Source organism: Pseudoalteromonas sp. TAE56, from assembly GCF_000497955.1.
GTDB lineage: Bacteria > Pseudomonadota > Gammaproteobacteria > Enterobacterales > Alteromonadaceae > Pseudoalteromonas.
Genome location: NZ_AUTN01000066.1, coordinates 12,757 through 38,577 on the forward strand (window position 1 = coordinate 12,757; position 25,821 = coordinate 38,577).

Genomic DNA, 25,821 nt, shown 5'->3' on the forward strand with positions numbered 1-25,821 from the left:
TTTAATCTTACATTAAATATACGTTAACAGGGTAGCTTTGCGCCGATTAACTTAAAAAATATACCAAAAAATTGATAGGTTGAGCTCTTTATAAACTGCAGTAAGCCTAAGGGCTTATAAACTAAAGCTGAATAATCATCGCTACCTGAAGCATATTTATTATGCTAGCCTTGAGCTCTAATCAGATAATTGCACACCTAAAGACCTAAAGTGCTATTTTACGTAAATAACACTTGGTTTTAAGCGGTATTGCCTTTATAAATAATATGAATAATAACGTTAAAATTTGCAGCCATGAAATTACAACAACTCAGATACATCGTAGAAGTACAAAATCATAAATTAAATGTTTCAGCGACTGCTGAGAGTTTATTTACCTCGCAGCCAGGAATTTCTAAACAAGTACGCATGTTAGAAGATGAGTTGGGTGTGCAAATTTTTGGTCGCAGTGGTAAGCATTTAACGCATGTAACCGGTGCCGGCGAAGATATTATTAATATTTCTCGTGAAATACTCTCTAAAGTAGAAGGTATTAAAGCCGTTGCTAATGAGCATACGCTACCTGATCAAGGTAAGTTAAATATTGCTACAACACATACCCAAGCTCGTTATGCTTTGCCTAACGTAATTCAAGGGTTTATGAAAAAATACCCTGCGGTATCGCTTCATATGCACCAAGGTACTCCACAGCAAATATCGGATGCTGCAGCACGCGGTGATGCCGATTTTGCTATTGCAACAGAAGCACTGCATTTGTATTCAGATTTAGTTATGCTGCCTTGCTACCATTGGAATCGCAGTATTGTTGTCGCTAAAGACCATCCGCTCGCTAAAAAGGCAAATAGTTTAACTGTGGCTGATATTGCTCAATATCCACTTATTACATATGTATTTGGTTTTACGGGCCGCTCAGAGTTAGATAAAGCGTTTAGCGCACACGGGCTTGAACCACACATTGTATTTACCGCAACCGATGCTGATGTTATAAAAACATACGTACGACTGGGTTTAGGAGTTGGTGTTGTTGCTTCAATGGCGATAGATCAAGTAAGCGATACCGATTTAGTGTGTATTGATGCAAGCCACTTATTTGAAGCTAGTACGACCAAAATTGGTTTTAGAAAGGGCAGCTTTTTACGTACTTATATGTATGATTTTATCGAACGTTTTGCACCGCACTTAACTAAAGAGCGAGTAGAGCGAGCAAGCTTATTACGTAACCAAGATGACGTAGATAAGTTATTTGCAGATATAGAGTTACCCGTTAAATAATGTCACTACATTAAACGAATAATAAAAAAGCCGCCTATTTTAAAAATAGGCGGCTTCTTCTTTTTATAGCGAGCTGATTAACATTCGATAATATTAACAGCCAATCCACCGCGAGCGGTTTCTTTATATTTAGTTTTCATATCGTTACCAGTTTCAAGCATGGTTTTAATCACTTTATCAAGTGATACCTTTTGCTCGCCACTGCCACGTATAGCTAAACGTGAAGCGTTAATTGCTTTAATAGCGCCCATTGCATTACGTTCAATACACGGCACCTGTACTAAGCCACCAACAGGGTCGCACGTTAGGCCTAAATTATGTTCCATACCAATTTCTGCTGCGTTTTCTACTTGCACAACATTGCCACCAACAATTTCTGTTAATGCGCCTGCAGCCATAGAGCACGCAACGCCCACTTCACCTTGGCAACCTACTTCGGCACCCGATATAGAGGCATTCTTTTTATATAAAATACCAATAGCAGCAGCGGTTAATAAATAACGCGTGGCTATATCGCGGTCTACTTCTTTCACAAATGTGTGATAGTACATAAGCACAGCTGGTAAAATACCCGCAGCACCATTAGTTGGTGCGGTAACTACACGGCCACCTGCCGCATTTTCTTCGTTTACGGCAAGGGCAAATAAATCAACCCAGTCCATTGCACGAAGCGGGTCGTTACTGACCTCTATATTTAGTTTTAAGTATAAGCTGGGCGCACGGCGCTTTACTTTTAAGCCGCCAGGTAAAATACCTTCGGTGCGCATACCACGGTCAATACAAGCCATCATTACTTTCCAAATATGGAACAATGTGTCTTTTACTTCGTCTTCAGTGCGCAGTGTTTTTTCGTTTTTCATCATCAAGGTAGAAACACTAAACCCAGACTCTTTACACATCTCTAGTAGTTCTTTTGCGCTACCAAATGGGAAGGGGGCTGGATTTTCTTCTCTAATATCGAGGGCCGCCTGTTTTTCGTTTTCAAACTCTTCGTCGGTAACAATGAAGCCACCGCCAATAGAGTAATATACTTTGCTGTAAACTTTTTCGCCGTTGTTTGAGGCGATAATTTCCATTGCATTAGAATGCTTAGGCAGTGTTTTACGACGATGAAAAACAATAGCACCTTGTTTTGGAAACTTAGCTTTGTGTGTTTTGTTTAGATAAATAACCTGATCTTTTTCAATGGTTGCTAAAATGTCGTCGACTAAATCGGCATCAATTGTTTCAGGATCGTAACCGGCTAAACCAAGAATTACGGCTTTACCCGAGCCATGGCCAACACCTGTTTGACCAAGAGAGCCATAAAGCTCTACTTTAATATCGGTAACATTTGCTAATAATTGTTGTTCTTGTAGGTCATTAACAAATAAGCGTGATGCGCGCATTGGGCCAACGGTGTGTGATGACGAAGGGCCAATACCAATACTAAACATATCAAATGCACTGATCATAATGTGTGTGTCTCTACTTTGTTTTATCAGCACGAAGCTGCTCTTTGAACGGTCGAGCATGATAACGTGGAATTGTGATTGTGTAACTACTAATAACGAAGATTTAAACTGGTAAGGCGAGTTGTTTTGTAAAGTTTTTTATAATGCTTGCCGTCGCACCCCAAAGTAAACCATGCGGCGTTTTAAAACCTTGCAAAATAACCGTTTTCCCAAATCGTTGAAAAGGTAAGGGTTGCCAGTTAGCTTCGTTATTTAATTCAGTGACAGAGAGCAAAAAGCTCGCTTGTACTTCATTATAGTCATTTTCCCAGGTGGTGTTTTTTTTGAGTAAACCCACATAGGGGCTAATACTAAAACCCGTTAAGGTTGAATACTCAGGTAAGTGACCTAATACATTAACGTTGCTTTGGGCAATATTTAGCTCTTCTTTTAGTTCGCGAAGTGCTGTGGTGCGAAGGGTAATGTCGCTTACTTCAAACTTGCCTCCGGGCAAACAAATCTCCCCAGGGTGATGGTGTAAATAAGTAGGGCGTTTACACAGTAAAATATGTGCATGGTTATCTATATCAATAATGGGTAGCATAACAGCGCTAGCGCGTTTTTTACGTGTGTCTTTTAACTGATTTGGCGCAGCTGTAGGGCTTAACAGAAACCGCGCCATAATGTGTTCACTATTCAAAACGACCTACTGTTTTAATAAAGGGAGGATTTTATTTACTTTATCGTAAGTTTCTTGATATTCCAATTCGACTTTAGAATCAGCGACTATTCCGCCACCTGCCCAGCAGTAAATTTGCGCTTTGTGGCACACCAAGGTGCGAATAGTGATACTCGTATCCATATTTCCACATGCACTTAAATAACCAATTGAACCACAATAAATGCTGCGGCGATGCGGTTCTAATTCTTCAATTATTTCCATCGCTCTAATTTTGGGCGCACCGGTGATTGAGCCACCCGGGAAAGCCGCTTTTAGCTGATCGACCGCTGTTTTACCTTCATCAAGTTCTGAGGTTACCGTGCTTACTAAATGATGCACTGCCGGAAAGCTTTCAATAGCAAAAAGGGAAGGGACGTGAACGCTGCCAGGTTTTGCCACTTTGCCTAAGTCGTTACGCAGTAAATCAACAATCATTACATTTTCAGCGCGATCTTTAGCTGATGCTGCGAGTATTTTCGCTTGTTGTTGATCCTCTAGTGCATCTGCTTTTCGCGGCAGTGTGCCTTTAATTGGCTTGGTTTCTACAACGTTATTGTTTACAGATATAAAGCGCTCAGGAGAAATTGATAAAATAGCCCCTTGAGGGTGATTTATAAAGCTTGAAAACGGCGCTTTATTTGCCTCACGCAGTTTAATATAAGCTGCCCAAGGGGAGCCTTCAAACTGAGCGTTAAAGCGCTGCGCTAAATTAATTTGGTAACAATCGCCACTTTTTAAATACTCCTCAATTTGGGCAAACTTTGCAGCGTATTCCGTTTCGCTCATATTTGATTGCCAGTCGCTGTTTAGGGCAAAGGACTGCGTATTAACTCGGGAGTTAACGTGTGTATTTAAGTATTGCTGATAAAGCGCTAATCGATCGGTGTTTGGCTGCGATACATAAAACCAGCTTTGTTGCTGCTTGTCGTAAATAAGGGCATCTAAGTAAAGGCCAATAGCCATTTGGGGAAGGTTAATGTCTTCAATAGCATGAGTGGGGATGTTTTCAATTGTACGGCCTAGGTCGTAGCCAAAGTAGCCAAGCCAGCCGCCGTTAAAGGGTAAATCGTAACCGGCTTTTGTTTTATCAAGATGTGAAAGCTCATTGTTCATAATTTCAAAGCAGTTATCACTACTTTCTATATTATTTAAAAAGCTTTTATTATTTTTTACTTCAAGGGTACTTTGCGGCTCAATGGCAATAATATCAAAACGGCTGTTTATATGATTACTATTTGCAGAATCTAATAGAATTGCATAAGGCAAATGTGAAAAATGCGCAAAAACGTCAATGCAGTTTTGTGTTATGCCTAATTTAATACAATTTTTTTTATTGTTTAGCATTTACTGCCCCTTTAAGAACTGGCTCGAAACGGGCTGGGAGGGTATCATAAGTCAAATTTTTTGGCAGCACTAAGCTGTAAAAAACAGTGCAAACCACCGTCACCGGTTTGATTTAGATTACGCGACAACGCGTAACGGTAACTTAAGGAACCACTATGAGTACAATTTGTCAGCAAGACTTTATTGATAGCATTGAAGATGCATTGCAATATATTTCGTTCTATCACCCACTTGATTTTGTTCAAGCTCTCGAAAAAGCTTACAACAAAGAACAAAGTAAAGCGGCTAAAGACGCCATTGCACAAATTTTAATTAACTCACGCATGTCGGCTGAAGGCAAGCGTCCACTTTGCCAAGATACCGGTATTATTACCTGTTTTGTTAAAGTAGGTATGGATGTTAAGTGGGATAAAACAGATTTAACCGTTCAACAAATGGTTGATGAAGGTACTCGTCGTGCATATTTGAATCCAGATAACCCTTTACGTGCATCTATTGTTGCAGACCCTGCTGGCACGCGTAAAAACACGAAAGATAATACGCCTTCGGTTGTGCATATTGATTTAGTAGCGGGCGGTAAAGTAGAAGTAATGGTTGCGGCTAAAGGCGGCGGCTCTGAAAACAAAAGTAAAATGGTTATGTTAAACCCGTCAGATGATGTTGCTGAATGGGTAGAAAAAACACTACCAACAATGGGTGCTGGTTGGTGTCCGCCAGGCATGCTAGGAATAGGTATTGGTGGTACGGCTGAAAAAGCGGCAGTAATGGCTAAAGAGTCGTTAATGGACCCGGTTGATATCCATGAACTAATGGAGCGCGGCGCAGAAACGACTGAAGAAAAGCTACGTTTAGAAATTTTTGACCGTGCTAATAAATTAGGTATTGGCGCACAAGGCTTAGGCGGTTTAACAACGGTTGTTGATGTTAAAATTAAAACAGCACCAACGCATGCGGCTTCAAAACCTGTAGTAATGATCCCTAACTGTGCGGCAACTCGCCATGTACATTTTACACTTGACGGTTCTGGCCCTGCTAATTTAAAAGCACCTAAGCTAGAAGATTGGCCACAAGTAACATTTGAAGTGGGCGAAGGAACACGTCGTGTTGACTTAAATACACTGACTAAAAAAGATGTTCAAGAATGGAAAATGGGCGAAACCGTTTTACTTTCGGGCACTATTTTAACAGGTCGTGATGCAGCGCATAAACGTCTGCAAGATATGATCAATTCAGGTGAAGGTTTACCAAAAGGCGTAGACTTTGATAATAAATTTATTTATTACGTTGGACCAGTAGACGCGGTACGCGATGAAGCAGTAGGTCCTGCAGGCCCTACAACAGCTACTCGTATGGATAAATTTACCGATATGATGCTAGAAAAAACAGGCATTGTAGGCATGATTGGTAAAGCTGAACGTGGACCTGCAACTGTTGAGTCTATTAAAGAGCATAAATCTGTTTATTTGATGGCTGTAGGCGGCGCAGCTTACTTAGTATCTAAAGCGATTAAAAAAGCACGCGTAGTTGCTTTTGAAGATTTAGGTATGGAAGCTATTTATGAATTTGAAGTAGAAGATATGCCAGTGACCGTTGCAGTAGACAGTGAAGGCGCCAATGCGCATACACAAGGCCCTGCAATCTGGAAAGCTAAAATAGAAGAGCTTGATAGCAAGCTAAAATAACGTACGTTTTGTATTTTTAAAAAGCGAGCCTAGTGCTCGCTTTTTTGTTTTTTTAAATAGAGTCATTACCAAGTTTACAGCTCTGACCAGTTTGCGAAAAAGCTCACTTTTTACTGGAAACCTATAGGCAGCAGTACGTGGCGGGCAAGCAGCACTTGTATATTAAACTTTACACGCAATAGTTGTATTACGTTCACGTAAACGTAAGTTGGTGTGGTTGTTCTATTTATAGTTTTTAAAACTTACAAATGACGATTTTGTGAATTTTTTATCTATACAATAGTTTTAATCCGGTTATTTAATTTAAGCTTGATGTTTTCATTGGTTTTATCTTCTGCGAGTATAGCGAACTCGAATATGAAGTGATAAAGTCTCGGCAATTTCCAGCGCGCATACCCTCTCACGGGTTAACTATTTCGGAGTATTTTAAGTGGCTGTGTTTAATCGAGTTGAATTTGATAACCATGAACAAGTGGTTTTTTGTTCTGATGAAGAATCGGGTTTAAAAGCAATTATTGCTGTACATAATACCAACCTAGGTCCTGCTGTTGGCGGATGTAGAATGTGGGATTATGCGAACGACGAAGATGCTGTTTACGACGTGCTACGTTTATCAAAAGGCATGACTTATAAAAATGCAGTTGCGCGCTTACCATTTGGTGGCGGTAAATCTGTAATTATAGGTAATGCGAAAGAAATTAAATCTGAGCAATTATTCCGTGCATTTGGCCGCCAATTAGAGCGATTAAATGGCAGTTATTACTCAGCAGAAGATGTAAACATCACATGTGCTGATGTAGCTATTATGAATAAAGAAACTAATTACGTACTGGGCCTTGAAGGTAAAAGTGGTAACCCATCGCCATTTACAGCATACGGTACGTTTTTAGGAATTAAAGCAGCGCTACAGCATCAACGTGGTCATCAAGATTTTGCAGGTGTGAAAGTGGCTGTTCAAGGTTTAGGTGCTGTTGCTTATGGTTTATGTAAGCATTTAGCTGATGCGGGCGCTGAGTTGTTTGTAACAGATATTAACCAAGTTGCAATTGATCGCGTAGTTAATGATTTTGGCGCGACTGCGGTTGGCATTGATGAAATTTACGACTTAGATGTTGATGTTTATGCACCGTGTGCATTAGGTGCAACTATTAACGATTTAACGATACCGCGTTTAAAAGCGACTATTATTGCAGGCTGTGCTAATAATCAGCTGGCAGAGTCTCGCCACGGTGAAGTTATTCGTGAAAAAGGCATTTTATATGCACCAGATTACGTAATTAACGCTGGTGGTATTATTAATGTTTATTACGAAACAGCGCCAGAAGGTTACAGTGCAGCAGCGTCTAATAAACATGTTGAAGGTATTTTTAATACGTTAACTGAAATCTTTGCCCGTAGCGAAAAAGAGCAAAAATCAACGCATTTAATTGCTGACGAATTAGCGCAAGAGATCATTAAAAACGGTCTGTGATCTAAGTTCTAATTTATATAAGGGTGTGCAATTGCACACCTTTTGTTTATCTGTAAGTTAAGGGGTGTTGATCTTTGCGGATTTAACCTTGAAAGATCAACAGACCCTGATGCAATTGTTACTGAACAGCGGTACACTTTATTTTTAATTTTGTGCGGCAAATTATGACTCCCTCAACTTCTCTCATGCAGCCTATCGATTTAGATAATTGGCCTAGAAAGCAACACTTTGAATTATTTAAACACTTTTCTCAGCCTTACTTTAATGTGTGTGTGCGTTTAGATGCTCAAGCACTTTACGACTATTGCAAAACCAATCAATTTTCTTTTTTTCAAGCGTATGTATATTGCACCTTAAAAGCGTGCCATGAGTACGATTCAATAATGCTACGTATAATAGATAATCAACCATGGTTACTTAATAGTGTTCGCGCAAGTGTGGTTGAGTTGTCTGAAAACGATACGTTTGTTTTTAGTTATTTTAACAGCACAGGCGAGTTTAAAGAGTTTGCAAATCATGCAAGTGGCGTAAGCAAAAAAGCGAAATTACAGCCGTTATTTTCTGATGCATTTGCTCAAACAGAAGGGCAGGCTGATTTAATTCATATATCTGTTTTGCCGTGGCTGAATTTTAGTGCGTTTTCGCATGCATTTAGTGAAGGGCAGAGTTTAGGCATTCCTAAATTTGTATTTGGTCAGTTTGATAAACACACAGGCACAATGCCTTTAGCTATCGATGTACACCATTCATTAATGGATGGTTTGCACGTAGCGAAATTTATAAGCACATTGCAAGGTACATTTGATACCTTTTGCAAAAATTAACTTTAAACACATCAGTAACGGCAGTGCAAAGCAGTAAACAATTTATAAGTAATCTATAAGCAATGCGATGTGAATTACTTTATATTCAAATACATAACCTTGTATGCTTGAAAAACACGTGTGCTGGACATATTTATATACCATACCTTAGCTCAGGAAATCCCCATGATAAATGGACTGTTAATTGTTGTTTTAATTCTTTTTGTGGTGATTTTCTGGCGTTGGCCATCAATTCAAAACCGATTATGGCGCAGTAAATATAAAGACTTTGCTTTAAATTCGCAGCAAAAAGATATTTTACTGCGTTGCATGCCCATCTATAAAAAAATGACCGACGCCGACAGAGAAAAATTAGAGCGACATATTACGTGGTTTTTAAACGAAAAACGCTTTGTCGGTTGTGATGGCTTAAGGCTAACGTCTGCAATGAAGTTAATTGTTGCCGCCGATGCGTGTGTATTAGTACTTAATAAACCGTGGCCGTTATATAGAAATGTAAAAGAAATTTTATTATATCCAAGTGCTTATTACGCTGCGCAATCAACTCGCGATAGTGCAGGACTTGTGAGTTACCATAATACGGTAAGACTAGGCGAGTCATGGCCTGGCGGCACGCTCGTTTTAAGCTGGCATGATGTACTTGAGGGTAATCGTTTACCAAGCGATGGACATAACTTGGTATTTCATGAGTTTGCGCATCAACTCGATCAAGAAACAGGTAAAACAACGGGTACGCCCATTTTAAAAAGCTCAGCAGATTACAAAGAGTGGGGCCGAGTATTTAGCCGTGCTTTCACCCAGTTAAAAAGCCATGTTGCCTATAGCATGCCGCATGTTATTCACAGCTATGGTGCGACTAACGAAGCTGAGTTTTTTGCTGTACTCACCGAAACCTTCCTCGAAAAACCCGCAGAGCTTCGCCGATACGATCCTGAAATTTACAGTATGCTCGTTAATTACTATCAATTTGACCCTATTGTTTGGCATTAAACCTACATAAACCGCGCTTTATCATATAACGCTGGCAAGTTGCGTTTGTTTTTGTTGCAATCATGTGAAATAGTTTTTACTGCAACAATAACAAGCGAGAAACGCATGAAAAAAATGCTTCATACAGTATTGGCGCTGTCGGTGTCATTAGCGATAGGGCAGGTAAATGCCGCTGAAAAAGACGAACAAAAATGGCAAGTAGATTCACCTAAGGGGCAATTTGTTGACGCTGCAATTAGCGTTGATCAGGGCACATGGATGAATATAGATATTAGCCCTGATGGTAAAACCGTGGTGTTTGACTTACTTGGCGATATTTATACTATGCCAATGAGTGGTGGTACAGCCACAAAGCTCACCTCTGATATTGCATGGCAAATGCAACCACGCTTTAGTCCTAACGGCAAAAGTATTGCGTTTACCTCCGACCAAGGTGGTGGCGATAACATTTGGATAATGGACTTAAATGGTGAAAATCAACACGCTGTTACCGATGAAACCTTTAGATTACTAAATAGTCCTGCATGGAGTCCTGATGGCGACTACTTAGTTGCGCGTAAACACTTTACAGCTAGCCGCTCATTGGGAGCAGGTGAAGTGTGGTTGTATCACAAAGCGGGTGGCAAGGGCGTACAGCTTACAAAACGCGAGAACGATCAAAAAGATTTAGGTGAGCCAATGTTTTCACCTGATGGTCGTTATGTATACTTTTCGCATGATGCAACACCCGGTAAAACCTTTCATTATTCAAAGGATTCTGTAGCGGGCATTTATAAAATTAAGCGCTACGACCGTGAAACGGGTGAAATTGAAACCATAATCGATACGATGGGCGGTGCTATTAGGCCTACACCATCACCAGATGGTAAAAAGCTTGCTTATATAAAGCGTGATGACTTTCAAACTAGCTTGTATTTATATGACTTAACTAGCGGTGAGCACACTAAGCTTTACGATAAGCTTGAGCGAGATATGCAAGAAACATGGGCTATTCATGGTGTATACCCAACTATTGCATGGACCCCCGATAACGAAGAGTTAGTATTTTGGGCTGGTGGTACAATTCACAAGCTAGATGTTGCAGACAAATCTGTAAAAACCATTCCTTTTAAAGTGCAAACCACTAAAAAAATTCAAAAAGCAGTGCGCTTTACACAAAACTTAGATACTGATGAATTTGATGTAAAAATGCTGCGTAATGTGCAAGTAAGCCCAGATGGCGAAACGGCAATTTTTGAAGCGCTTGGGCATATTTATAAACGCGATTTAGAGTCGGGTAAAATTAAGCGTTTAACAAAGCAAACTGATCATTACGAATTATTTCCACAGTACTCTCGCGATGGTAAAAAAATAGTTTACACCACATGGGATGACAACAAACAAGGGTCTGTAAGGGTTGTGTCTGCGCGCAGTGGTCGTGGCGATACAATAACTAAAGAGCCTGGCAAGTACGTAGAGCCTACGTTTAGTCCAGATGGGAAAACGGTTGTTTATCGAAAAGCCACGGGGGGCAGTATTTTAAACCCTAAGTGGTCACTTAATCCGGGGGTTTATAGCGTAAGCGCAAAAGGCGGTAAAAGTGAGCTTATTTCAAAAAGTGGTTATCAACCACAATTTGGAGATGCAAACGATCGCGTTTTTATAATGAGTCCTTGGCCAAAACCAACGCTTAGTGTAGTTGAGCTTGAAAGTAAAAAAGTTCGCAAACTATACGAGTCAGAGCATGCGACTGAATTTAGAGTATCACCAGATGGGCAATATCTGGCTTTTGCTGAGCGATTTAAAGTATTTGTAACGCCGTTTGTTCAAAGTGGTAAAACAATTAATATTGGGCCTAAAGACAGTCAATTTCCAATAGAGCAGTTATCGGTACGTGCTGGTGAAAACATTAGTTGGAGCGCTAAGAGCAACACGCTTTATTGGACATTAGGGCCTGAGCTTTATCATGCAAGCCTTGAGGGGATGTTTGCCATTAACAAAGCCGAAGATGCCGACTTTAAAGTGAAAAGTGGCGATAATATCGGTTTCAGTAAAAAAATGGCAGAGCCTAAAGGTATGATTGCGCTCACTGGTGCAAAAATTATAACTATGGACGGCGAAAAGGTTATTGAAAATGGTGTCATTATTACTGATGGCAAGCATATTAAAGCTATTGGTACAGCCAGCGATATAAGCATTCCTAAAGGTGCTGAGGTTATTGATGTAACAGGTAAAACTATTATGCCTGGTATTGTTGATGCTCATGCACATGGCTCGCAAGCAAGTGACGAAATTATACCTGAGCAAAACTGGAAAAACTTTGCAGGTTTAGCGCTAGGTGTTACTACAATTCACGATCCATCAAACGATACCTCAGAAATATTTACCGCAAGCGAAATGCAAAAGGCAGGCATGATTGTTGGCCCGCGTATTTTCTCAACCGGTACTATTTTATATGGCGCAAATATGCCAGGTTATACGTCGCATATTGACTCGTTAGACGATGCTAAATTTCATTTAGAGCGCCTTAAAAAAGTAGGGGCGTTTAGTGTTAAATCGTATAACCAACCACGTCGTGAGCAGCGCCAACAAGTTATTGAAGCAGGCCGGATGCTTGAAATGATGGTAGTACCAGAAGGTGGATCATTATTACAACATAACTTAAGTATGATTGTAGATGGACACACAGGTATCGAGCATTCAATCCCTGTAGAGAACATATACGACGATATAAAGCAGTTATGGTCGCAAAGTGATGTTGGCTATACACCAACACTTGTAGTGGCTTATGGTGGCATTTGGGGTGAAAATTACTGGTACGATAAAACTGATGTGTGGAATCATCCGCGTTTAAGTAAATTTGTGCCTAAAAACCAATTATTACCACGCTCTATGCGCCGCATTAAAGCGCCCGATCATCACTATAATCACTTTAATAACGCACGCGTTGCTGCTGAGCTGCAAGACCTAGGTGTATTAGTTAACTTAGGTGCTCACGGTCAGCGTGAAGGCTTAGGTGCACACTGGGAGATGTGGATGTTTGCACAAGGCGGAATGACATCACTTGAAGCTATACGTGCATCGACAATTGATCCGGCTAAGTATTTAGGGCTTGATAAAAACGTAGGCTCGCTTGAAGTGGGCAAACTGGCAGATTTAATGGTTATAGATGGCGATCCGCTTAAAAATATTCGAGATTCGGATAAAGTAGATTACACCATGATCAATGGTCGCTTATTCAATGCAGAGACAATGAGTGAAATGGGTAAAAAAGAGCGCGAACCACTTTACTTCGAAAAGTTATAATTTATTTTGATCTTTTGAAAGCGGCTACATAGCCGCTTTTTTTAGTCTTACTCAACTTATAAGGCTCTATTTTTTTTGATTAAATGTGCAATTAAGGTTGGAAGACGATAATTAATATAATTTTTAGATATTTTTTAGCAAATCGCGCACATAAAAAAACCGCTTAACGCGGTTTCTTTTAAAAATCATAAATGTTGATTAAACAACACCGCGCGGTAAGCGACAGTCATGATCTTTACGAGCTAAAATTACAATCCAAAGTTCTTCCGCTGTGTAACCTTCTTCGTTTTCGGTAACAACAGTGAATGGCGCTTTTTTCTGTGCTTTAACAGGCGCAGCTGCTTTTGGTTTTTTCGTTTTAGTTGTTTTACCAGAGTTTAACTTTTTAGTAAGCTCTGCTACGTCAGCTAGGCGTAAATTTTTACCGCCATCAATGCTGTACCAACCAGGTTTAGTTGTGATTTCAGGTTTTTTACCATTGGCAGTTTCGTACGCTGCTTCAAAGGCAGATAACACTTCTGTTTTGTCTAGTTTGCTCATCAGAGACCCTATACGTTGTGAACACAGATAAAGAAGAGGTATTTATACCTATTTTAAAACAGTTTTTCAATTTTTTGCGATTTTCCTTCCATTTTAGGGCTATAAACGCCAAAATTTGCACAAAATTCAGTGCTAAGTAAGGTAAGTTATATGCAACGTAGAGAATTTAACCAACTCCTAAATGACATTTTAAAACCTCAATTAATTAAAGATTTTTGCCCAAATGGCTTACAAGTTGAAGGTAAAAACGAAATTAAAAAAATTGTGACGGGTGTAACCGCAAGTCAAGCATTAATAGATGCTGCCATTGAGCAACAAGCAGATGCTATTTTAGTTCACCATGGATTTTTTTGGAAAGGGGAATCCCAACCAATAACGGGAATGAAAAAGCGTCGTATAGGTGCGTTATTAGCACACGATATTAATTTATTTGGCTATCACTTACCACTCGATATTCATCCAGCAGTTGGCAATAACGCGCAACTTGCAAAGTTATTGGATATTGAAATTGAAACAGGGCTAGAGCCAACTTCAAATAGCGTAGCAATGAAAGGGCGTTTAAAAACACCATTAAGTGGTGAAGATTTTGCAGATAAAATTGCAAAAGTGCTAAATCGAACCCCACTCACAAGTTTAGTACGTTCAGCTAAAATTGAAACCATTGCACTGTGTACTGGTGGTGGGCAAGGGTATATTGATTTAGCTGCAGAGCAAGGCATTGATGCTTATTTAACGGGTGAGGCATCGGAGCAAACAATTCATAGTTCTCGTGAGCAAAACATTGATTTTTTTGCCGCAGGGCATCATGCAACAGAGCGCTATGGTGTAAAAGCTCTGGGTGAGTTACTTGCTCAAGAGCATGGTTTTGATGTGACATTTATAGACATAGATAACCCAGTTTAACTAGGCTATCTATTAGTTAACCTGAACTCTACTTGAGATAGATTTATTATCTAGAGTTCAGGTTAGTTAGACGAAATGAGCTACAGTGCCTCTGGATCTATCCAGCGGCGCAAACTTATCCATGTGTTTCCTACTACTTCGTGACTGTATTGCGTAACCACAAGTAAGGCATGAGCATTGGGAATAAACTGTTTGCTCCATGGAAGTGCAGCAAAATTATGATAATCAGTGGCTGCGGTTATGACTTCAATACCTTGAGCATTAAATAAGTCTTTTGCGCGTGGCATGTGCAGTACAGATGTTACTAGTGCAACCTTAAAGTCGACTAATTTTGATGCCAGTAACTTAGCTTCTTCACCTGTATCCATTGCTTTTGGGTTTTGGAATATACGGCTCTTATTAACACCTAAACTAATTGCCGTTTGATACATAAGCCCGCTATTAGTGGTATTTTTATAACCCCCGCCTGACACTATAAGCTCTGCATTAGGGTAGTGCTTTGCCAGTTTTACACCTTCGACTAAGCGCGTTAGCGCACAATTACCTAATTGATTATTAGCACTGAGTGCTGGGTTTGGGTTTATATCGCAACCTAGTACAACTATTTTGTCTATTTTTGGATGCTTTAGGGTATTAAATGCAAGCGACGCAGGTTCATTATTTTGAATAATTAAATTGGCGATAAAGGGAGTGCTCAATGCAAGTAATACAATTAAGCTTAAAGTAGATGAGAAGAGAGCTGATTTGCGGCCTTTAAATGCGAGTAGGAGCATCAGGCACGCAAATAAACCAAATAGAGGCAGTGGCATAAGTAAGCCACCAATCATTTTTTTAATAACAAACATAAGAGTTAAACGCTGTAGAGTTAATTACAGCGATATTACTCATTATATTGATGATTATCGACCGTTATTTAGCTTACACGTATTTAAAAAGTGACGATAAACAGGGTTATCTTTCATGTCTTTTTTCATCGCTAAATACATAGGACGAGTAAGGCCAAGAGCGCCCAAAGGAATTGATTTAATTAAGCCTTGGCTTTCATAAGGTGTAACTAGCCAATCAGGTAAAGCGGCAACGCCCATGCCGGCACTTACTAGTTGAAAAATAAGTAATCCTTGATCAACCGTTTTTAACGTACCGTCAAAACGTGCATTTTGAATGAAATGCTTAAATATATCTTGGCGTTCACGCGGGATAGGGTATGAAATAATAGTTTCGTTTTTTAAATCAAGCGCTGTTACATACGCTTTTTTAGCAAGTTCATGATCCGGTGCCACAATAAGCTTCAATTTAAAATCAAATAAGTGCGCGTACTCTAATGTGTCGGGTTCACGTATGTCAGATGTTAAAACTAAATCGAGCTCATCGCTTAGTAAGTCAGGAATAGCGTCGTAACTAAAGCCGCGCTCGTAATCAATTTTTATATCAGGCCAAAAGTTATTAAATTCTTTAATAGTAGGCAATAACCAATGAAAACATGCATGGCATTCCACACTTAAACGCAGTTGAGAAATAGGCTGATTTAAGCTTTCTTTCAAACGGCATTTAGTCGCTTCCATTTTTGGTAATATTTCGTGAGCTAACTCAAGTAATAGCATTCCCTGAGGGGTAAAGCGGACTGGTTGAGTTTTACGCTCAAATAATTGGCAATCTAATTTATTCTCTAAATCTTTGATTTGATGAGATAAAGCAGACTGTGTCAAAAATAACTCTCGTGCTGTATTAACCAAAGATCCTGTTTCTTTTAGGGTTGCTATGGTTTTTAAATGTTTAATACCAATCATCTTTAAAAATTCTCATGGGAAAAGTGAGTTCAGCTCAGATTAACCACATACTACGCCTATACAAAAAACGTTTCAACGTCTAGATGGCTAAAAGTTTGCGATTTATTGTGGTTTATTGCAGTTTGTTGCTATGAATCGCGAAAATATTAGAATTAGTAACGATAAAAGTCATTCAAAAACTGGTTTGATGAGTTTTAGATGAGTTTGCTTCATGTTGTATTTTAAGTATATCGATTGCGGTGTGCTTCACCTCAGTGTGAATTTTGACTATATAAATAACTGTGTGGGGTGGGGAATGGTTACTTTAGGTTGTGGTTTAAAAACTAAAGTCATTTTGCTTTTTAGCTTTAGTTTAATGGATGAGTATATACGTAATACCTAAGCCAGCGACCAACTCGCTGGCTCTTTTTATAAAGGCTTATTAATAAGTAATATGGCTTCTTTGGCTGTGACCGGTTTTGACTTTAAAAAACCTTGGCCATAGTCGCACGCGGTGGATTGTAAAATGGCTAATTGTTCAAGTGTTTCTATCCCTTCAGCAACAACTTCAAGTTTTAATGATTGCGCAAGTGATAAAATGGCTTCAACAAGTGGGTTGGTGGAATCTTGTAGGTGGTCAATAAAGCTTTTATCTATTTTTAAAATATGAATAGGCAGTTGGTGCAAGTAGCCCAGTGCTGAATAACCCGTTCCAAAATCATCAAGGCACAATTTTACTTTTAAAGGTGAAAGACCTTCTATTATTTGAGTGGCGAGTTCTAGATTTTCTATTAAGCCTGATTCGGTAATTTCTAAACATAAAGAACCCAGAGGTAATTGGTATTTATTATAAATAGAATGTATTTGCGCTACAAAATCGAGGCTTGCAAAATGTCGTGACGATACATTAACCGTTACTTTCAAAAAGCGATGACCTTGCTGGTGCCAATTAGAAATCTGCTGAGCGGCTAAATCAAGTAAATGTAAATCAAGATTTATAATTTGCCCTGTAGTTTCAGCTATCGGTATAAAGTCATTAGGTGGTACAAATCCTTTTTTTGGATGATGCCAGCGCACAAGTGCTTCAAATCCGATAACTTCACTTGTGGTAATTGTAAAAATTGGCTGAAAATAGAGTTCAAATTCGTTGTGTTCTATACCGTGTTGCAAGTCGTTTTCGATATCGGCATGGGTTTTAAGTTTTTTACGCATCGTGTTATTAAAAAACTTAACTTGTCCACGCCCGGTGGATTTTGCTTCATACATAGCAGCATCAGCTTGTTGCAGTAATATATAAGCTTTATCGTTTATGTTGTCGGTATAGGCAATACCAATACTAGTAGAAGCTTGAAGTAAGTGGCTATCTACATTAAGAGGTTTTGATAATGCGCTTTTAATTCTGTTTAAAGCTTCATTAACTTGGTTTTTATGTGTGATATTTTCCATGAAAATAGCAAACTCATCACCGCCTAAACGAGCAAATGTATCCGTGCTTCGTACTGTACTTTTAATTAAGTCGCATATTTTTATAAGAAAATGGTCTCCGACTTCATGCCCTAGCGAATCATTTATACTTTTAAAACGATCAAAATCTAGATACAGCAGGGCATGGCTAGTACTTTTTTTAGCACGCGTTAAACGTAAAATAGCATGCTTTATTCTCTCAATGAGTAATGAGCGGTTAGCAAGGCCGGTAAGCTCGTCATGCAATGCTTTATGCTCGAGCTCTTGTCGGGCTAGTTGTCTATCAATTGCCATACTTATTTGGCGACTTACGTAAGTTAGAAGAGCGCTGTCGTGTTCGTTGTATTGCAGTGTTTTATCGTAGCTTTGTACAACAATAACACCGCTTATACGATCACTTGTTTTAAATGGAACACCCAACCAAGACTCTGATTGTCTGCCTACCATTTTAAAATCACCGTTATCTATATGACTTTGAAAGGCATCTTTATTGAGTAATAAGGTTTGCTCTGTTTGCAGTAGGTAATATGAAGCAGTGTCTTTTAGCTGTTCTTTAGATATTTTTTGATGTGTTTTGGTGTTTATGCCTTCTTCGACTATATAAACAAGGTCAAGTATATCTACTTTTTTGTCATATAAAGCGATAAAAAAGTTATCAGCACGAAGTAAGTTATTGATAATTGAATGCAAGGCTTCAAAGAAGGTATCTAAGTCGTTAGCTTTGTAGGTTAGGTTGGCTATTTGTAATAAGCTATTTTCTAATTTTTGTGCGTTGTTAAGTTGCTCAACTGTTTTTTGTAAGTTATTTACCGTATTTACCTGGTTAATTTTAGCACTGAGTAAGTGGGCAACTGTTGTAAGAATTTCAAGATGTGCGTTTGTAAAGTAGCCTTTAATAGGGTGCTCACAATCAATAACACCTAAAACTTGTTCTTTATATATAAGAGGGACGCATAGTTCTGATTGGGCAGGGCGCTCATCTGCGATATAACGGCTATCTTTTGTTACATCATCGATTACTACGGCTTTACCAGTTGTGGCTACAGCCCCAGTAATTCCCTCACTAAAACGTATTACTTTACGTTCGGCTTGATATTTGTCACGGGCGTGAGCAATACCCATCGAGGCAACTTGATTTAATGTATAAGCATTGTTATCGGCAAGGTAAATAACGCAATCAACAAATCCTAAACGGTTAACAACGTGCGTTGTAACATACTCAAATAGCTCGTCTAGTGTGTCTAGTTGCAATAAGCTTGATGAAAATTGATTGATAATACTCAGTTGATCAGTTTTTATCTCAAGTGCTCTTGAGGCATTATTTTTGTAAGACATAGGCAATTTATATTATTCTTTTTATTTTTAAATACGTAGCTAAGTTAACCTAATCTTGGATTTTGTACAAAATAAAGCGATGAGTGGTTTTAATTGGCTGTAAATTATTATGACGAATGACTTTAATTAATTGTAAGTAATAACAATGGCTAATCCCAATTGAATTGGAGTATTAAGCTTTAATCACACAACTCGATAATGTCATCAACATATGCATTATTTTTAATAAAATCTTTACTCGAAAACATCATATGCCTATGATCGGATAAATTCAGCCTTGGAACAAAGTAATGACAAGCAATAATACAAACTCTGTAACAACCCTTACTATCACTCGCCCAGATGACTGGCATGTACATTTACGTGATGGCGACCAGCTAAAGGATACTGTACGAGACATTAGCAGATACATGGGTCGCGCTGTTATTATGCCAAACCTTGTTCCGCCGGCAACATGTACTGATACCGCTCTTTCTTATCGAGAACGTATTATGGCAGCAGGCCCACAAGGTGCCTTTGAGCCTTTAATGGTACTTTACCTTACTGATAAAACGACACCAGATGAAATAAAGAAAGCAAAAGCAACGGGTAAAATAGTAGCTGCAAAGCTGTATCCTGCTGGCGCTACAACCAATTCTGATTCGGGTGTTACATCAGTCAAAAATATTTACCCGGTTTTAAAAGCAATGCAAGAAGTAGGTATGTTGCTGTTAGTACACGGAGAAGTTACTGATTCATCAATTGATATTTTTGACCGTGAAAAAGTATTTTTAGAGACGATTTTAGGGGATGTGGTAAGTGACTTTCCTGAACTTAAAATTGTACTAGAGCATATTACAACTAAAGATGCAGTAGAGTTTGTAGTTAATGCACCTAGCAATGTAGCAGCAACAATTACAGCTCATCATTTGCTTTATAATCGTAATCATATGTTAGCGGGTGGAATTCGCCCACATTATTACTGTTTGCCAATCCTCAAACGTAACATTCACCAGCAAGCATTAATGGCCGCAGCTATAAGTGGAAATAAAAAGTTTTTCTTAGGAACTGATTCTGCACCACATTATAAAGATAAAAAAGAAGCTGCTTGTGGTTGTGCTGGTGCATATACGGCTCATGCCGCTATTGAGTTATACGCTGAAGCATTCGAAGACGCAGGAGCTTTGGACATGCTTGAAGGATTTGCAAGCCACTTTGGTCCTGACTTTTATGAGTTGCCGCGTAATGCCGATACAATAACATTACAAAGAAAACCATGGGACGTACCTGCAAGTTATACCCTAGGCGACTCTGAAGTTGTGCCTATAAAAGCAGAAGATACTATTGATTGGTCTGTTAAATAGTTAATATTTTATATTTAAACCAAAAGCCGCTTAATTTTTAAAGCGGCTTTTTTGTTTGTATTTTTGATGTTATTGAAGCGTTATTTGACAGTATTGCTGTTGTAGAGGGCTTTTATACGCGTTTATAGCAATATATATTACAATAATACTTTATAGTTTTTGCTTGGAAATTAGTCAGTTAAAGGCGATTTGAAACAAATTTATATTTTTAATAAATAATTCCCAATTAATAGAGCGAAAAAAAATATAATGTGTTAATCTTACCTTGCTTTGAGTTTTTATGTATTGAATTTACGGATATTGTGCTGCGTTTAAGGTTACCGGTTAGGTTATTACTTGTTCCTGTACTGTACCTCCATATTTTTGAGCATTGACTCAGGGAGGATATTGCCATAATAATATGGCTGAATTTTAATTATTGACTTACAGGAAAATTTAGTATGTCGGTTACTGGTAAAGTAAAGTTTTTCAACGAAGCTAAAGGCTTTGGTTTCATTGAACAAGAAAATGGTCCTGACGTGTTTGTACATTTCAGCGCAATCACTGGTTCTGGTTTTCGCACTCTTAGCGAAGGTCAAGCAGTGACATTCAGCATCAAACAAGGTCAAAAAGGCCCTGAAGCTGAGAACGTAGAAGCAGCATAATTTATTATGTGAACTCTAGTTCATCTTGGTGAAGCAGGTCTCTGTTTCACCATAATTCCTCTCTATGTACATAATTAATAAAATCCTTCTTTTTAAATCCTTGAACACAAATTTCATATATTCTTAAATTTTCTATTTTAATACAAACCCAAAATTCAATTATCTGAATAACTTATACAATCGAACCACTTTCTATCGCATTTAAAACATCCCTTACAATTTATCCAACTGATCCGATACTTATATACATAAAAATGATGCCAAATAACAATCTGTGTAAATTTTAGTGTAAGTCTTGCTAGTGCAATCAGGTTGAAGTTTTGTACTTTAACTATAAATGGGCAAGGGAGCCTCTATAGGCCTCTGATAGCTTATTATGGAAGCGTTAGGCATCATTTATAGTCCATTATTATTAAAGTTGAGCAACTTTTTGTGATTAACTTTGTTACTAAATAAATTTAACTGTTAAATAGTATTAATGAGCACTCTAAAGCGGTAAATGTAACTCGTCTAATTATCGAAAGCTATTTGGCTATTTCAGGCCTTGCTAAAAGAAACTTATTATTACTATTTATGGGAAACACGTTTTATAAATGGCTTTAGGTATTGCGTGCATAAAGCAAGGTGGGCGGTATTAGAGATTATCCAGTGTTGTTTTTTTGTGCGACAAATGGTTTGTTTTTTCAGATGAAGTGTTATTGGGGAGATAAAATGTGCTGAAATCGTTTAAAAAATAACTTTTGTTATATCTATCTATATTTTTTTTTGTTTTTTTTCAGTGCGAATTCAGCTTTGGCTAAATGTTGCAATAATGTTGTTTTATGTCAGTACAATGCGAATAAATACACCCCTCAAAAGGCTTTAATCGAAATATTAAGCAAAAGCTTAGTTGCAATAATGTTAACAGTTGTGTGCTAGTACTTTTGTTTAAGCATTAACTTAGCTATTTATTTGCAGAGATTAGTAAACATCAAGTTGACAGCGCTAATTGCATTTAGCATTATTGGAAGGTTGATATCTATTAAAAGATATCAGGGTTGTTCTCTTCGGAGGATAATTAAATTATAAAAGTAACATTACTTAATTGGTTGGGAACTATGTCTGTTAAAATCAGAAAGAGTCTTGTAGCAACTGCGTTGGTTGGCGCATTTGCATTTGCAAGCAGCAATGTGATTGCAGATCCTTTGAATGACGTGCAAAAAGCAGGTCAACAAATTCAAAAGGCTGCGGTTAAGTCTCAAACTAAAATTGACAATGTATATGGTCAAACTCAGGAGCTAATCGCTGAGTACCGTAGCGTTGTTGATGAGACTGAACTAATGAAAGTGTATAACGATCACGTGTCGCGCTTGGTTGATAGCCAAAACGCGTCTATTGAATCGTTTGATCGTCAAATCGCTACGATTGATAACACGAAACAAAACGTTGTGCCTTTGATGTATCGCATGATCGATACGCTTGAGCAATTCATCAAAGCGGACGTTCCATTTAATCTAGAAACGCGTTTAGCACGTGTTGAAAGACTACGTGAAATCATGGTTTCTGCGTCTGTAACGACGTCTGAAAAATTCCGTCAAGTACTTGAAGCTTACACTATTGAAACAGCATACAGCTCACTTGTATCTGCTTCACAAGGTACACTAGAAGTTGATGGCAAAAGTATTAACGTTGATATCGGTCAGTTAGGTCGTATTACTTACGTTGCTCAGTCTTTTGACTTGAAACATGCTTGGGTGTGGGATAACAACACTAAACAGTGGAAAGAATTAGGTGAAGAATACCTAAAACCTGTTAAAGAAGTTATTCGTATGGCGCGTAAGCAAGCGACATTAGAACTTGTTAAACTACCTATCTTTGGCGCGGAGTAATCAATAATGAAGAAACTATTTAAAGGTTTTGCTGTTGCCGCAGTACTAACTGTTTCTGCAGGTACCGCGTTAAATGCACATGCAAATACTGGAGCTCTAGATAAAATACTTGAGCAAGTAAAGCAAGAGCGTATCTCTGAAGGTAAAATCGATAAGAAACGTGAACAAGAGTTCTTATCAGATCGTGCTGACAAGCAATCTTTACTTAATAAAGCTAAAAGCCAACTTGCTTCTGAGAAGTCTCGTGGTGAAAGCTTAACTAAGCAATATGCACAAAATGAAAACACGTTAGCTGAAAAAGAAGCTGCTCTTCAAAGTGCTCAAGGTACTTTGGGTGAGATGTTTGGTGTTGTACGTCGTGCAGCTCAAGACGCTATCGGTTCTATCGAAGCATCACTAGTTAGTGCTGAGAAACCTGGCCGTGCAGAAATCTTACGTTCATTAGCTGCTGCTAAAGAACTTCCAACTGTTCGTGAACTTGAAGAGCTTTGGATTTCACTTCAAACAGAAATGACTGAATCAGCTAAAGTTTCAACTTTTGAAACTGAAGTTGCTGGTCTTGACGGTAACCCGTCAATGAAGAAAGTAACGCGTATCGGTAACTTTAACTTAGTTACAGACGATGGTTACTTAATTTATTCACCAGAAACTAAGTCTATTCAGCCTCTAGGTAAACAGCCTGATAGCTATATCTTAGACGGTATCACTGATCTTGAAAATACATCACCAGATAACTACGCTGGTGTTTATATCGATCCGACTCGTGGTGCTATCTTACGTATCAACACTCAAAAAGCGACACTTATGGAATACTTCCATCAAGGTGGCGTAGTTGGTTATATCATTACAGCTTTACTAGCTTTAGGTATGCTAATTACTCTAATTCGCTTTGTTGACCTTACACTTACTACTAGTAAGATTAAGAGCCAGCTTAAAAATGTTGCTACACCGAATACAAATAACCCACTGGGTCGTATTCTTAAAGTGTACCATGACAACAAGAACCAAGATGTTGAAAACCTTGAGCTTAAACTTGATGAAGCGATTCTACGTGAAACGCCGCGCATCGAAGCTGGTATCAACATAATTAAGATTCTTGCTGCAATCGCACCATTACTAGGTCTACTAGGTACAGTAATCGGTATGATCTTAACGTTCCAAACAATCACATTGTTCGGTACGGGTGATCCGAAGATCATGGCAGGTAACATCTCTCTAGCACTTGTAACTACAGCGCTAGGTCTAATTGCTGCATTACCACTAATTCTACTTCATGCTCTTGTAGCTGGTCGTAGTAAGTCGGTATTACACATCCTTGATGAGCAAAGCGCGGGTATCGTTGCTACTCACGCGGAGAAGGAGAAAGCCTAATGCTAGTCCTGATGGAGATATGGGAATCTATCAGGGATTTTGTTGGCACAGGCGGCCAGGTTTTATACGTGGTCGCGATAGCACTCTTTCTGATGTGGGTTTTAATGATTGAGCGCTATTGGTTTCTACTTGCAGAGTTTCCTCGCACAGCGAAAGAAATTGTAGCAAAGTGGGATGCCCGCCAAGACACTACGTCTTGGTACGCACACAGAATCCGTGAAGCATGGATTTCTGAAGCGTCTGAAAAATTAGATCAGCGTATGTTGTTGATTAAGACATTAGTAGCTGTTTGTCCTTTAATAGGCTTACTTGGTACTGTTACTGGTATGATCTCGGTTTTTGAAACCATGGCCAACCAGGGTACGGGTAATGCACGCTTAATGGCATCAGGTATTTCAATGGCAACAATCCCAACAATGGCTGGAATGGTTGCGGCACTATCTGGAGTATTTTTTAGCTCACGTCTTGAGACAAAAGCTAAAATGGTGAAAGCCAAACTTATTGATAGTATGCCTCATCACTAGAGAGAGAATTAAATATGGCACGTAAACAACGTTTTCGTGAAGAAGAAGAAGCAGCGGTTGATATGACGCCAATGCTTGACATCGTATTTATCATGCTTATTTTCTTTATCGTAACTACATCGTTCGTTAAAGAGGCTGGTATCGAGGTCAATAAACCAAAAGCTGCCCAAGCTACTAAGCAAAAAAATGCTAACATTTTTATTGCTATTCGTAGTAACGGCGAAATCTGGGTTGATAAACAACAAATTGATGTTGAACGTATTTCAGCAAAAATCGAAAGTTTATTAGCAGAACAACCTACTGAAGTTGTGATTATACAAGCTGATAAAGAAGCTAAACACGGCACAGTGGTTAAAGTTATGGACCAGATTAAAGCGACGGGTGACAACCTTAGAATTTCAATAGCTGGAGATCAGTAATGATTCGTTTTCTGTTTTCACTGATTGCAGGTGGGGCAGTTACTTTCGGCTTGTTCTACTTCATGGCCTTCCTCATCTCTGGTGGGGCTGACCGTAATACGGAACAAAAAGAGCAGATCATAGTCGAAATAATGACGAATCCGCCTGAATCTAAGGTGCAGGAGAGGAAGCGTGTACCGCCTCCTCCTCCACCACCGCCAAAGCAGCCGCCTAAACCGCAGCCGCCACAGCCGGAAAATAATAATCCAAACCCTGGTGCTATGTCATTTAACATGGGTAGCATTGATGTTGGTAGTTCAGCTGGTGGACTAAGTGGTCCTGGTGCATTTGGACGAGATGGTGATGCGACACCTATCGTTCGTATAGAACCAAAATATCCAACGCAAGCAGCACGTGATGGCAAAGAAGGTTGGGTACAACTTTCATTCACAATTGATGAGTTAGGTGGAGTAACTGACGTTGAAGTAATTGACGCAGATCCAAAACGTATCTTTGACCGTGAAGCTAAACGCGCACTGCGTAAGTGGAAGTACCGTCCTAAGATCATTGACGGAAAACCACAGAAACAACCAGGTTTACAAGTTCAATTAGACTTTAAACTTAACCAAGGCAACTAAGGAGG

General features: G+C 38.9%; 21 protein-coding genes. 14 read left to right on the forward strand and 7 right to left on the reverse strand.

What is annotated here, in order from left to right:
• Positions 1-294: 294 nt before the first annotated feature.
• Complete coding sequence (gene cysB / locus L656_RS0104495; protein WP_002961670.1) at positions 295-1,272, forward strand: HTH-type transcriptional regulator CysB; 978 nt, start codon at positions 295-297, stop codon at positions 1,270-1,272.
• A gap of 77 nt (positions 1,273-1,349) precedes the next feature.
• Here cysB and L656_RS0104500 read toward each other — a convergent pair whose 3' ends face one another.
• The 3 genes from L656_RS0104500 to pabB all read right to left on the reverse strand — a co-directional run bounded on the left by L656_RS0104500 (position 1,350) and on the right by pabB (position 4,770).
• Positions 1,350-2,726, reverse strand: a complete 1,377-nt coding sequence (locus L656_RS0104500) for an L-serine ammonia-lyase (RefSeq protein ID WP_010555091.1) — start codon at positions 2,724-2,726, stop codon at positions 1,350-1,352.
• A 103-nt stretch (positions 2,727-2,829) separates the two neighbouring features.
• Complete coding sequence (locus tag L656_RS0104505) at positions 2,830-3,405, reverse strand: NUDIX hydrolase (protein WP_024590991.1); 576 nt, start codon at positions 3,403-3,405, stop codon at positions 2,830-2,832.
• A 6-nt stretch (positions 3,406-3,411) separates the two neighbouring features.
• Positions 3,412-4,770 carry an aminodeoxychorismate synthase component I gene (gene pabB / locus L656_RS0104510; protein ID WP_024598320.1) on the reverse strand — a complete coding sequence of 453 codons (1,359 nt, stop codon included), beginning with the start codon at positions 4,768-4,770 and terminating at the stop codon, positions 3,412-3,414.
• A gap of 155 nt (positions 4,771-4,925) precedes the next feature.
• Between pabB and L656_RS0104515 the strand changes: the two genes are divergently transcribed.
• The 5 genes from L656_RS0104515 to L656_RS0104545 all read left to right on the forward strand — a co-directional run bounded on the left by L656_RS0104515 (position 4,926) and on the right by L656_RS0104545 (position 13,022).
• A complete protein-coding gene (locus L656_RS0104515; RefSeq protein ID WP_007583843.1) occupies positions 4,926-6,452 on the forward strand; it encodes a fumarate hydratase in 1,527 nt (508 codons plus the stop codon).
• A 430-nt stretch (positions 6,453-6,882) separates the two neighbouring features.
• Positions 6,883-7,923, forward strand: coding sequence for a Leu/Phe/Val dehydrogenase (locus tag L656_RS0104525; protein ID WP_024598321.1), 1,041 nt, complete (start codon positions 6,883-6,885; stop codon positions 7,921-7,923).
• 185 nt (positions 7,924-8,108) lie between these two features.
• Positions 8,109-8,747 (forward strand): CatA-like O-acetyltransferase, encoded by a 639-nt coding sequence (locus L656_RS0104530; RefSeq protein WP_024598322.1) that lies wholly within the window; start codon positions 8,109-8,111, stop codon positions 8,745-8,747.
• 165 nt (positions 8,748-8,912) lie between these two features.
• Entirely contained in the window at positions 8,913-9,737 is an 825-nt protein-coding gene (locus tag L656_RS0104535; protein WP_024598323.1) for a M90 family metallopeptidase, read from the forward strand.
• A gap of 105 nt (positions 9,738-9,842) precedes the next feature.
• Complete coding sequence (locus L656_RS0104545) at positions 9,843-13,022, forward strand: amidohydrolase family protein (RefSeq protein ID WP_024598324.1); 3,180 nt, start codon at positions 9,843-9,845, stop codon at positions 13,020-13,022.
• Between the two features lie 198 nt (positions 13,023-13,220).
• Here the strand turns inward: L656_RS0104545 and L656_RS0104550 are convergent, their stop codons facing one another.
• Positions 13,221-13,562: a hypothetical protein gene (locus L656_RS0104550; protein WP_002961684.1), complete on the reverse strand. Its 342-nt coding sequence runs from the start codon at positions 13,560-13,562 to the stop codon at positions 13,221-13,223.
• Positions 13,563-13,712: 150 nt separating this feature from the next.
• Between L656_RS0104550 and L656_RS0104555 the strand changes: the two genes are divergently transcribed.
• On the forward strand, positions 13,713-14,465 hold the full coding sequence (locus L656_RS0104555; protein ID WP_024598325.1) for a Nif3-like dinuclear metal center hexameric protein: 753 nt from the start codon (positions 13,713-13,715) through the stop codon (positions 14,463-14,465).
• An 80-nt stretch (positions 14,466-14,545) separates the two neighbouring features.
• On the opposite strand, the gene L656_RS0104560 is transcribed toward L656_RS0104555, so the two are convergent.
• The 3 genes from L656_RS0104560 to L656_RS0104570 all read right to left on the reverse strand — a co-directional run bounded on the left by L656_RS0104560 (position 14,546) and on the right by L656_RS0104570 (position 19,030).
• Positions 14,546-15,310, reverse strand: a complete 765-nt coding sequence (locus tag L656_RS0104560) for a YdcF family protein (protein WP_024598326.1) — start codon at positions 15,308-15,310, stop codon at positions 14,546-14,548.
• A 54-nt stretch (positions 15,311-15,364) separates the two neighbouring features.
• Complete coding sequence (locus L656_RS0104565) at positions 15,365-16,252, reverse strand: LysR family transcriptional regulator (protein ID WP_002961689.1); 888 nt, start codon at positions 16,250-16,252, stop codon at positions 15,365-15,367.
• 408 nt (positions 16,253-16,660) lie between these two features.
• Positions 16,661-19,030 (reverse strand): GGDEF domain-containing protein, encoded by a 2,370-nt coding sequence (locus tag L656_RS0104570; RefSeq protein WP_024598327.1) that lies wholly within the window; start codon positions 19,028-19,030, stop codon positions 16,661-16,663.
• A 290-nt stretch (positions 19,031-19,320) separates the two neighbouring features.
• On the opposite strand from L656_RS0104570, the gene pyrC reads away from it, so the two are divergent.
• From pyrC to L656_RS0104605, 7 genes are all read left to right on the forward strand, one after another.
• A complete protein-coding gene (gene pyrC / locus L656_RS0104575; RefSeq protein WP_024598328.1) occupies positions 19,321-20,373 on the forward strand; it encodes a dihydroorotase in 1,053 nt (350 codons plus the stop codon).
• A gap of 440 nt (positions 20,374-20,813) precedes the next feature.
• Positions 20,814-21,017 carry a cold-shock protein gene (locus tag L656_RS0104580; protein ID WP_002961702.1) on the forward strand — a complete coding sequence of 68 codons (204 nt, stop codon included), beginning with the start codon at positions 20,814-20,816 and terminating at the stop codon, positions 21,015-21,017.
• A 1,097-nt stretch (positions 21,018-22,114) separates the two neighbouring features.
• Positions 22,115-22,885, forward strand: a complete 771-nt coding sequence (locus L656_RS0104585; RefSeq protein WP_024598329.1) for a DUF3450 domain-containing protein — start codon at positions 22,115-22,117, stop codon at positions 22,883-22,885.
• A 6-nt stretch (positions 22,886-22,891) separates the two neighbouring features.
• Positions 22,892-24,256 carry a MotA/TolQ/ExbB proton channel family protein gene (locus tag L656_RS0104590; protein WP_007583865.1) on the forward strand — a complete coding sequence of 455 codons (1,365 nt, stop codon included), beginning with the start codon at positions 22,892-22,894 and terminating at the stop codon, positions 24,254-24,256.
• Positions 24,256-24,780 (forward strand): MotA/TolQ/ExbB proton channel family protein, encoded by a 525-nt coding sequence (locus L656_RS0104595; RefSeq protein WP_002961709.1) that lies wholly within the window; start codon positions 24,256-24,258, stop codon positions 24,778-24,780. The genes L656_RS0104590 and L656_RS0104595 overlap by 1 nt, the downstream gene beginning before the upstream one ends.
• A 14-nt stretch (positions 24,781-24,794) precedes the next feature.
• On the forward strand, positions 24,795-25,199 hold the full coding sequence (locus L656_RS0104600; protein WP_007583867.1) for an ExbD/TolR family protein: 405 nt from the start codon (positions 24,795-24,797) through the stop codon (positions 25,197-25,199).
• Positions 25,199-25,816 carry an energy transducer TonB gene (locus L656_RS0104605; protein WP_007583869.1) on the forward strand — a complete coding sequence of 206 codons (618 nt, stop codon included), beginning with the start codon at positions 25,199-25,201 and terminating at the stop codon, positions 25,814-25,816. Before L656_RS0104600 ends, L656_RS0104605 begins: the two co-directional genes overlap by 1 nt.
• Positions 25,817-25,821 lie beyond the last annotated feature (5 nt).

Coding starts and splice junctions, on each gene's coding strand:
- L656_RS0104565 (WP_002961689.1), bottom strand. CDS start 16,252: ATGATTGGTATTAAACATTTAAAAACCATAGCAACCCTAAAAGAAACA.
- L656_RS0104585 (WP_024598329.1), top strand. CDS start 22,115: ATGTCTGTTAAAATCAGAAAGAGTCTTGTAGCAACTGCGTTGGTTGGC.
- L656_RS0104580 (WP_002961702.1), top strand. CDS start 20,814: ATGTCGGTTACTGGTAAAGTAAAGTTTTTCAACGAAGCTAAAGGCTTT.
- L656_RS0104515 (WP_007583843.1), top strand. CDS start 4,926: ATGAGTACAATTTGTCAGCAAGACTTTATTGATAGCATTGAAGATGCA.
- L656_RS0104560 (WP_024598326.1), bottom strand. CDS start 15,310: ATGTTTGTTATTAAAAAAATGATTGGTGGCTTACTTATGCCACTGCCT.
- L656_RS0104550 (WP_002961684.1), bottom strand. CDS start 13,562: ATGAGCAAACTAGACAAAACAGAAGTGTTATCTGCCTTTGAAGCAGCG.
- L656_RS0104535 (WP_024598323.1), top strand. CDS start 8,913: ATGATAAATGGACTGTTAATTGTTGTTTTAATTCTTTTTGTGGTGATT.
- L656_RS0104530 (WP_024598322.1), top strand. CDS start 8,109: ATGCAGCCTATCGATTTAGATAATTGGCCTAGAAAGCAACACTTTGAA.
- L656_RS0104605 (WP_007583869.1), top strand. CDS start 25,199: ATGATTCGTTTTCTGTTTTCACTGATTGCAGGTGGGGCAGTTACTTTC.
- L656_RS0104500 (WP_010555091.1), bottom strand. CDS start 2,726: ATGATCAGTGCATTTGATATGTTTAGTATTGGTATTGGCCCTTCGTCA.
- cysB (WP_002961670.1), top strand. CDS start 295: ATGAAATTACAACAACTCAGATACATCGTAGAAGTACAAAATCATAAA.
- L656_RS0104555 (WP_024598325.1), top strand. CDS start 13,713: ATGCAACGTAGAGAATTTAACCAACTCCTAAATGACATTTTAAAACCT.
- L656_RS0104570 (WP_024598327.1), bottom strand. CDS start 19,030: ATGTCTTACAAAAATAATGCCTCAAGAGCACTTGAGATAAAAACTGAT.
- pyrC (WP_024598328.1), top strand. CDS start 19,321: ATGACAAGCAATAATACAAACTCTGTAACAACCCTTACTATCACTCGC.
- L656_RS0104545 (WP_024598324.1), top strand. CDS start 9,843: ATGAAAAAAATGCTTCATACAGTATTGGCGCTGTCGGTGTCATTAGCG.
- L656_RS0104590 (WP_007583865.1), top strand. CDS start 22,892: ATGAAGAAACTATTTAAAGGTTTTGCTGTTGCCGCAGTACTAACTGTT.
- L656_RS0104600 (WP_007583867.1), top strand. CDS start 24,795: ATGGCACGTAAACAACGTTTTCGTGAAGAAGAAGAAGCAGCGGTTGAT.
- pabB (WP_024598320.1), bottom strand. CDS start 4,770: ATGCTAAACAATAAAAAAAATTGTATTAAATTAGGCATAACACAAAAC.
- L656_RS0104595 (WP_002961709.1), top strand. CDS start 24,256: ATGCTAGTCCTGATGGAGATATGGGAATCTATCAGGGATTTTGTTGGC.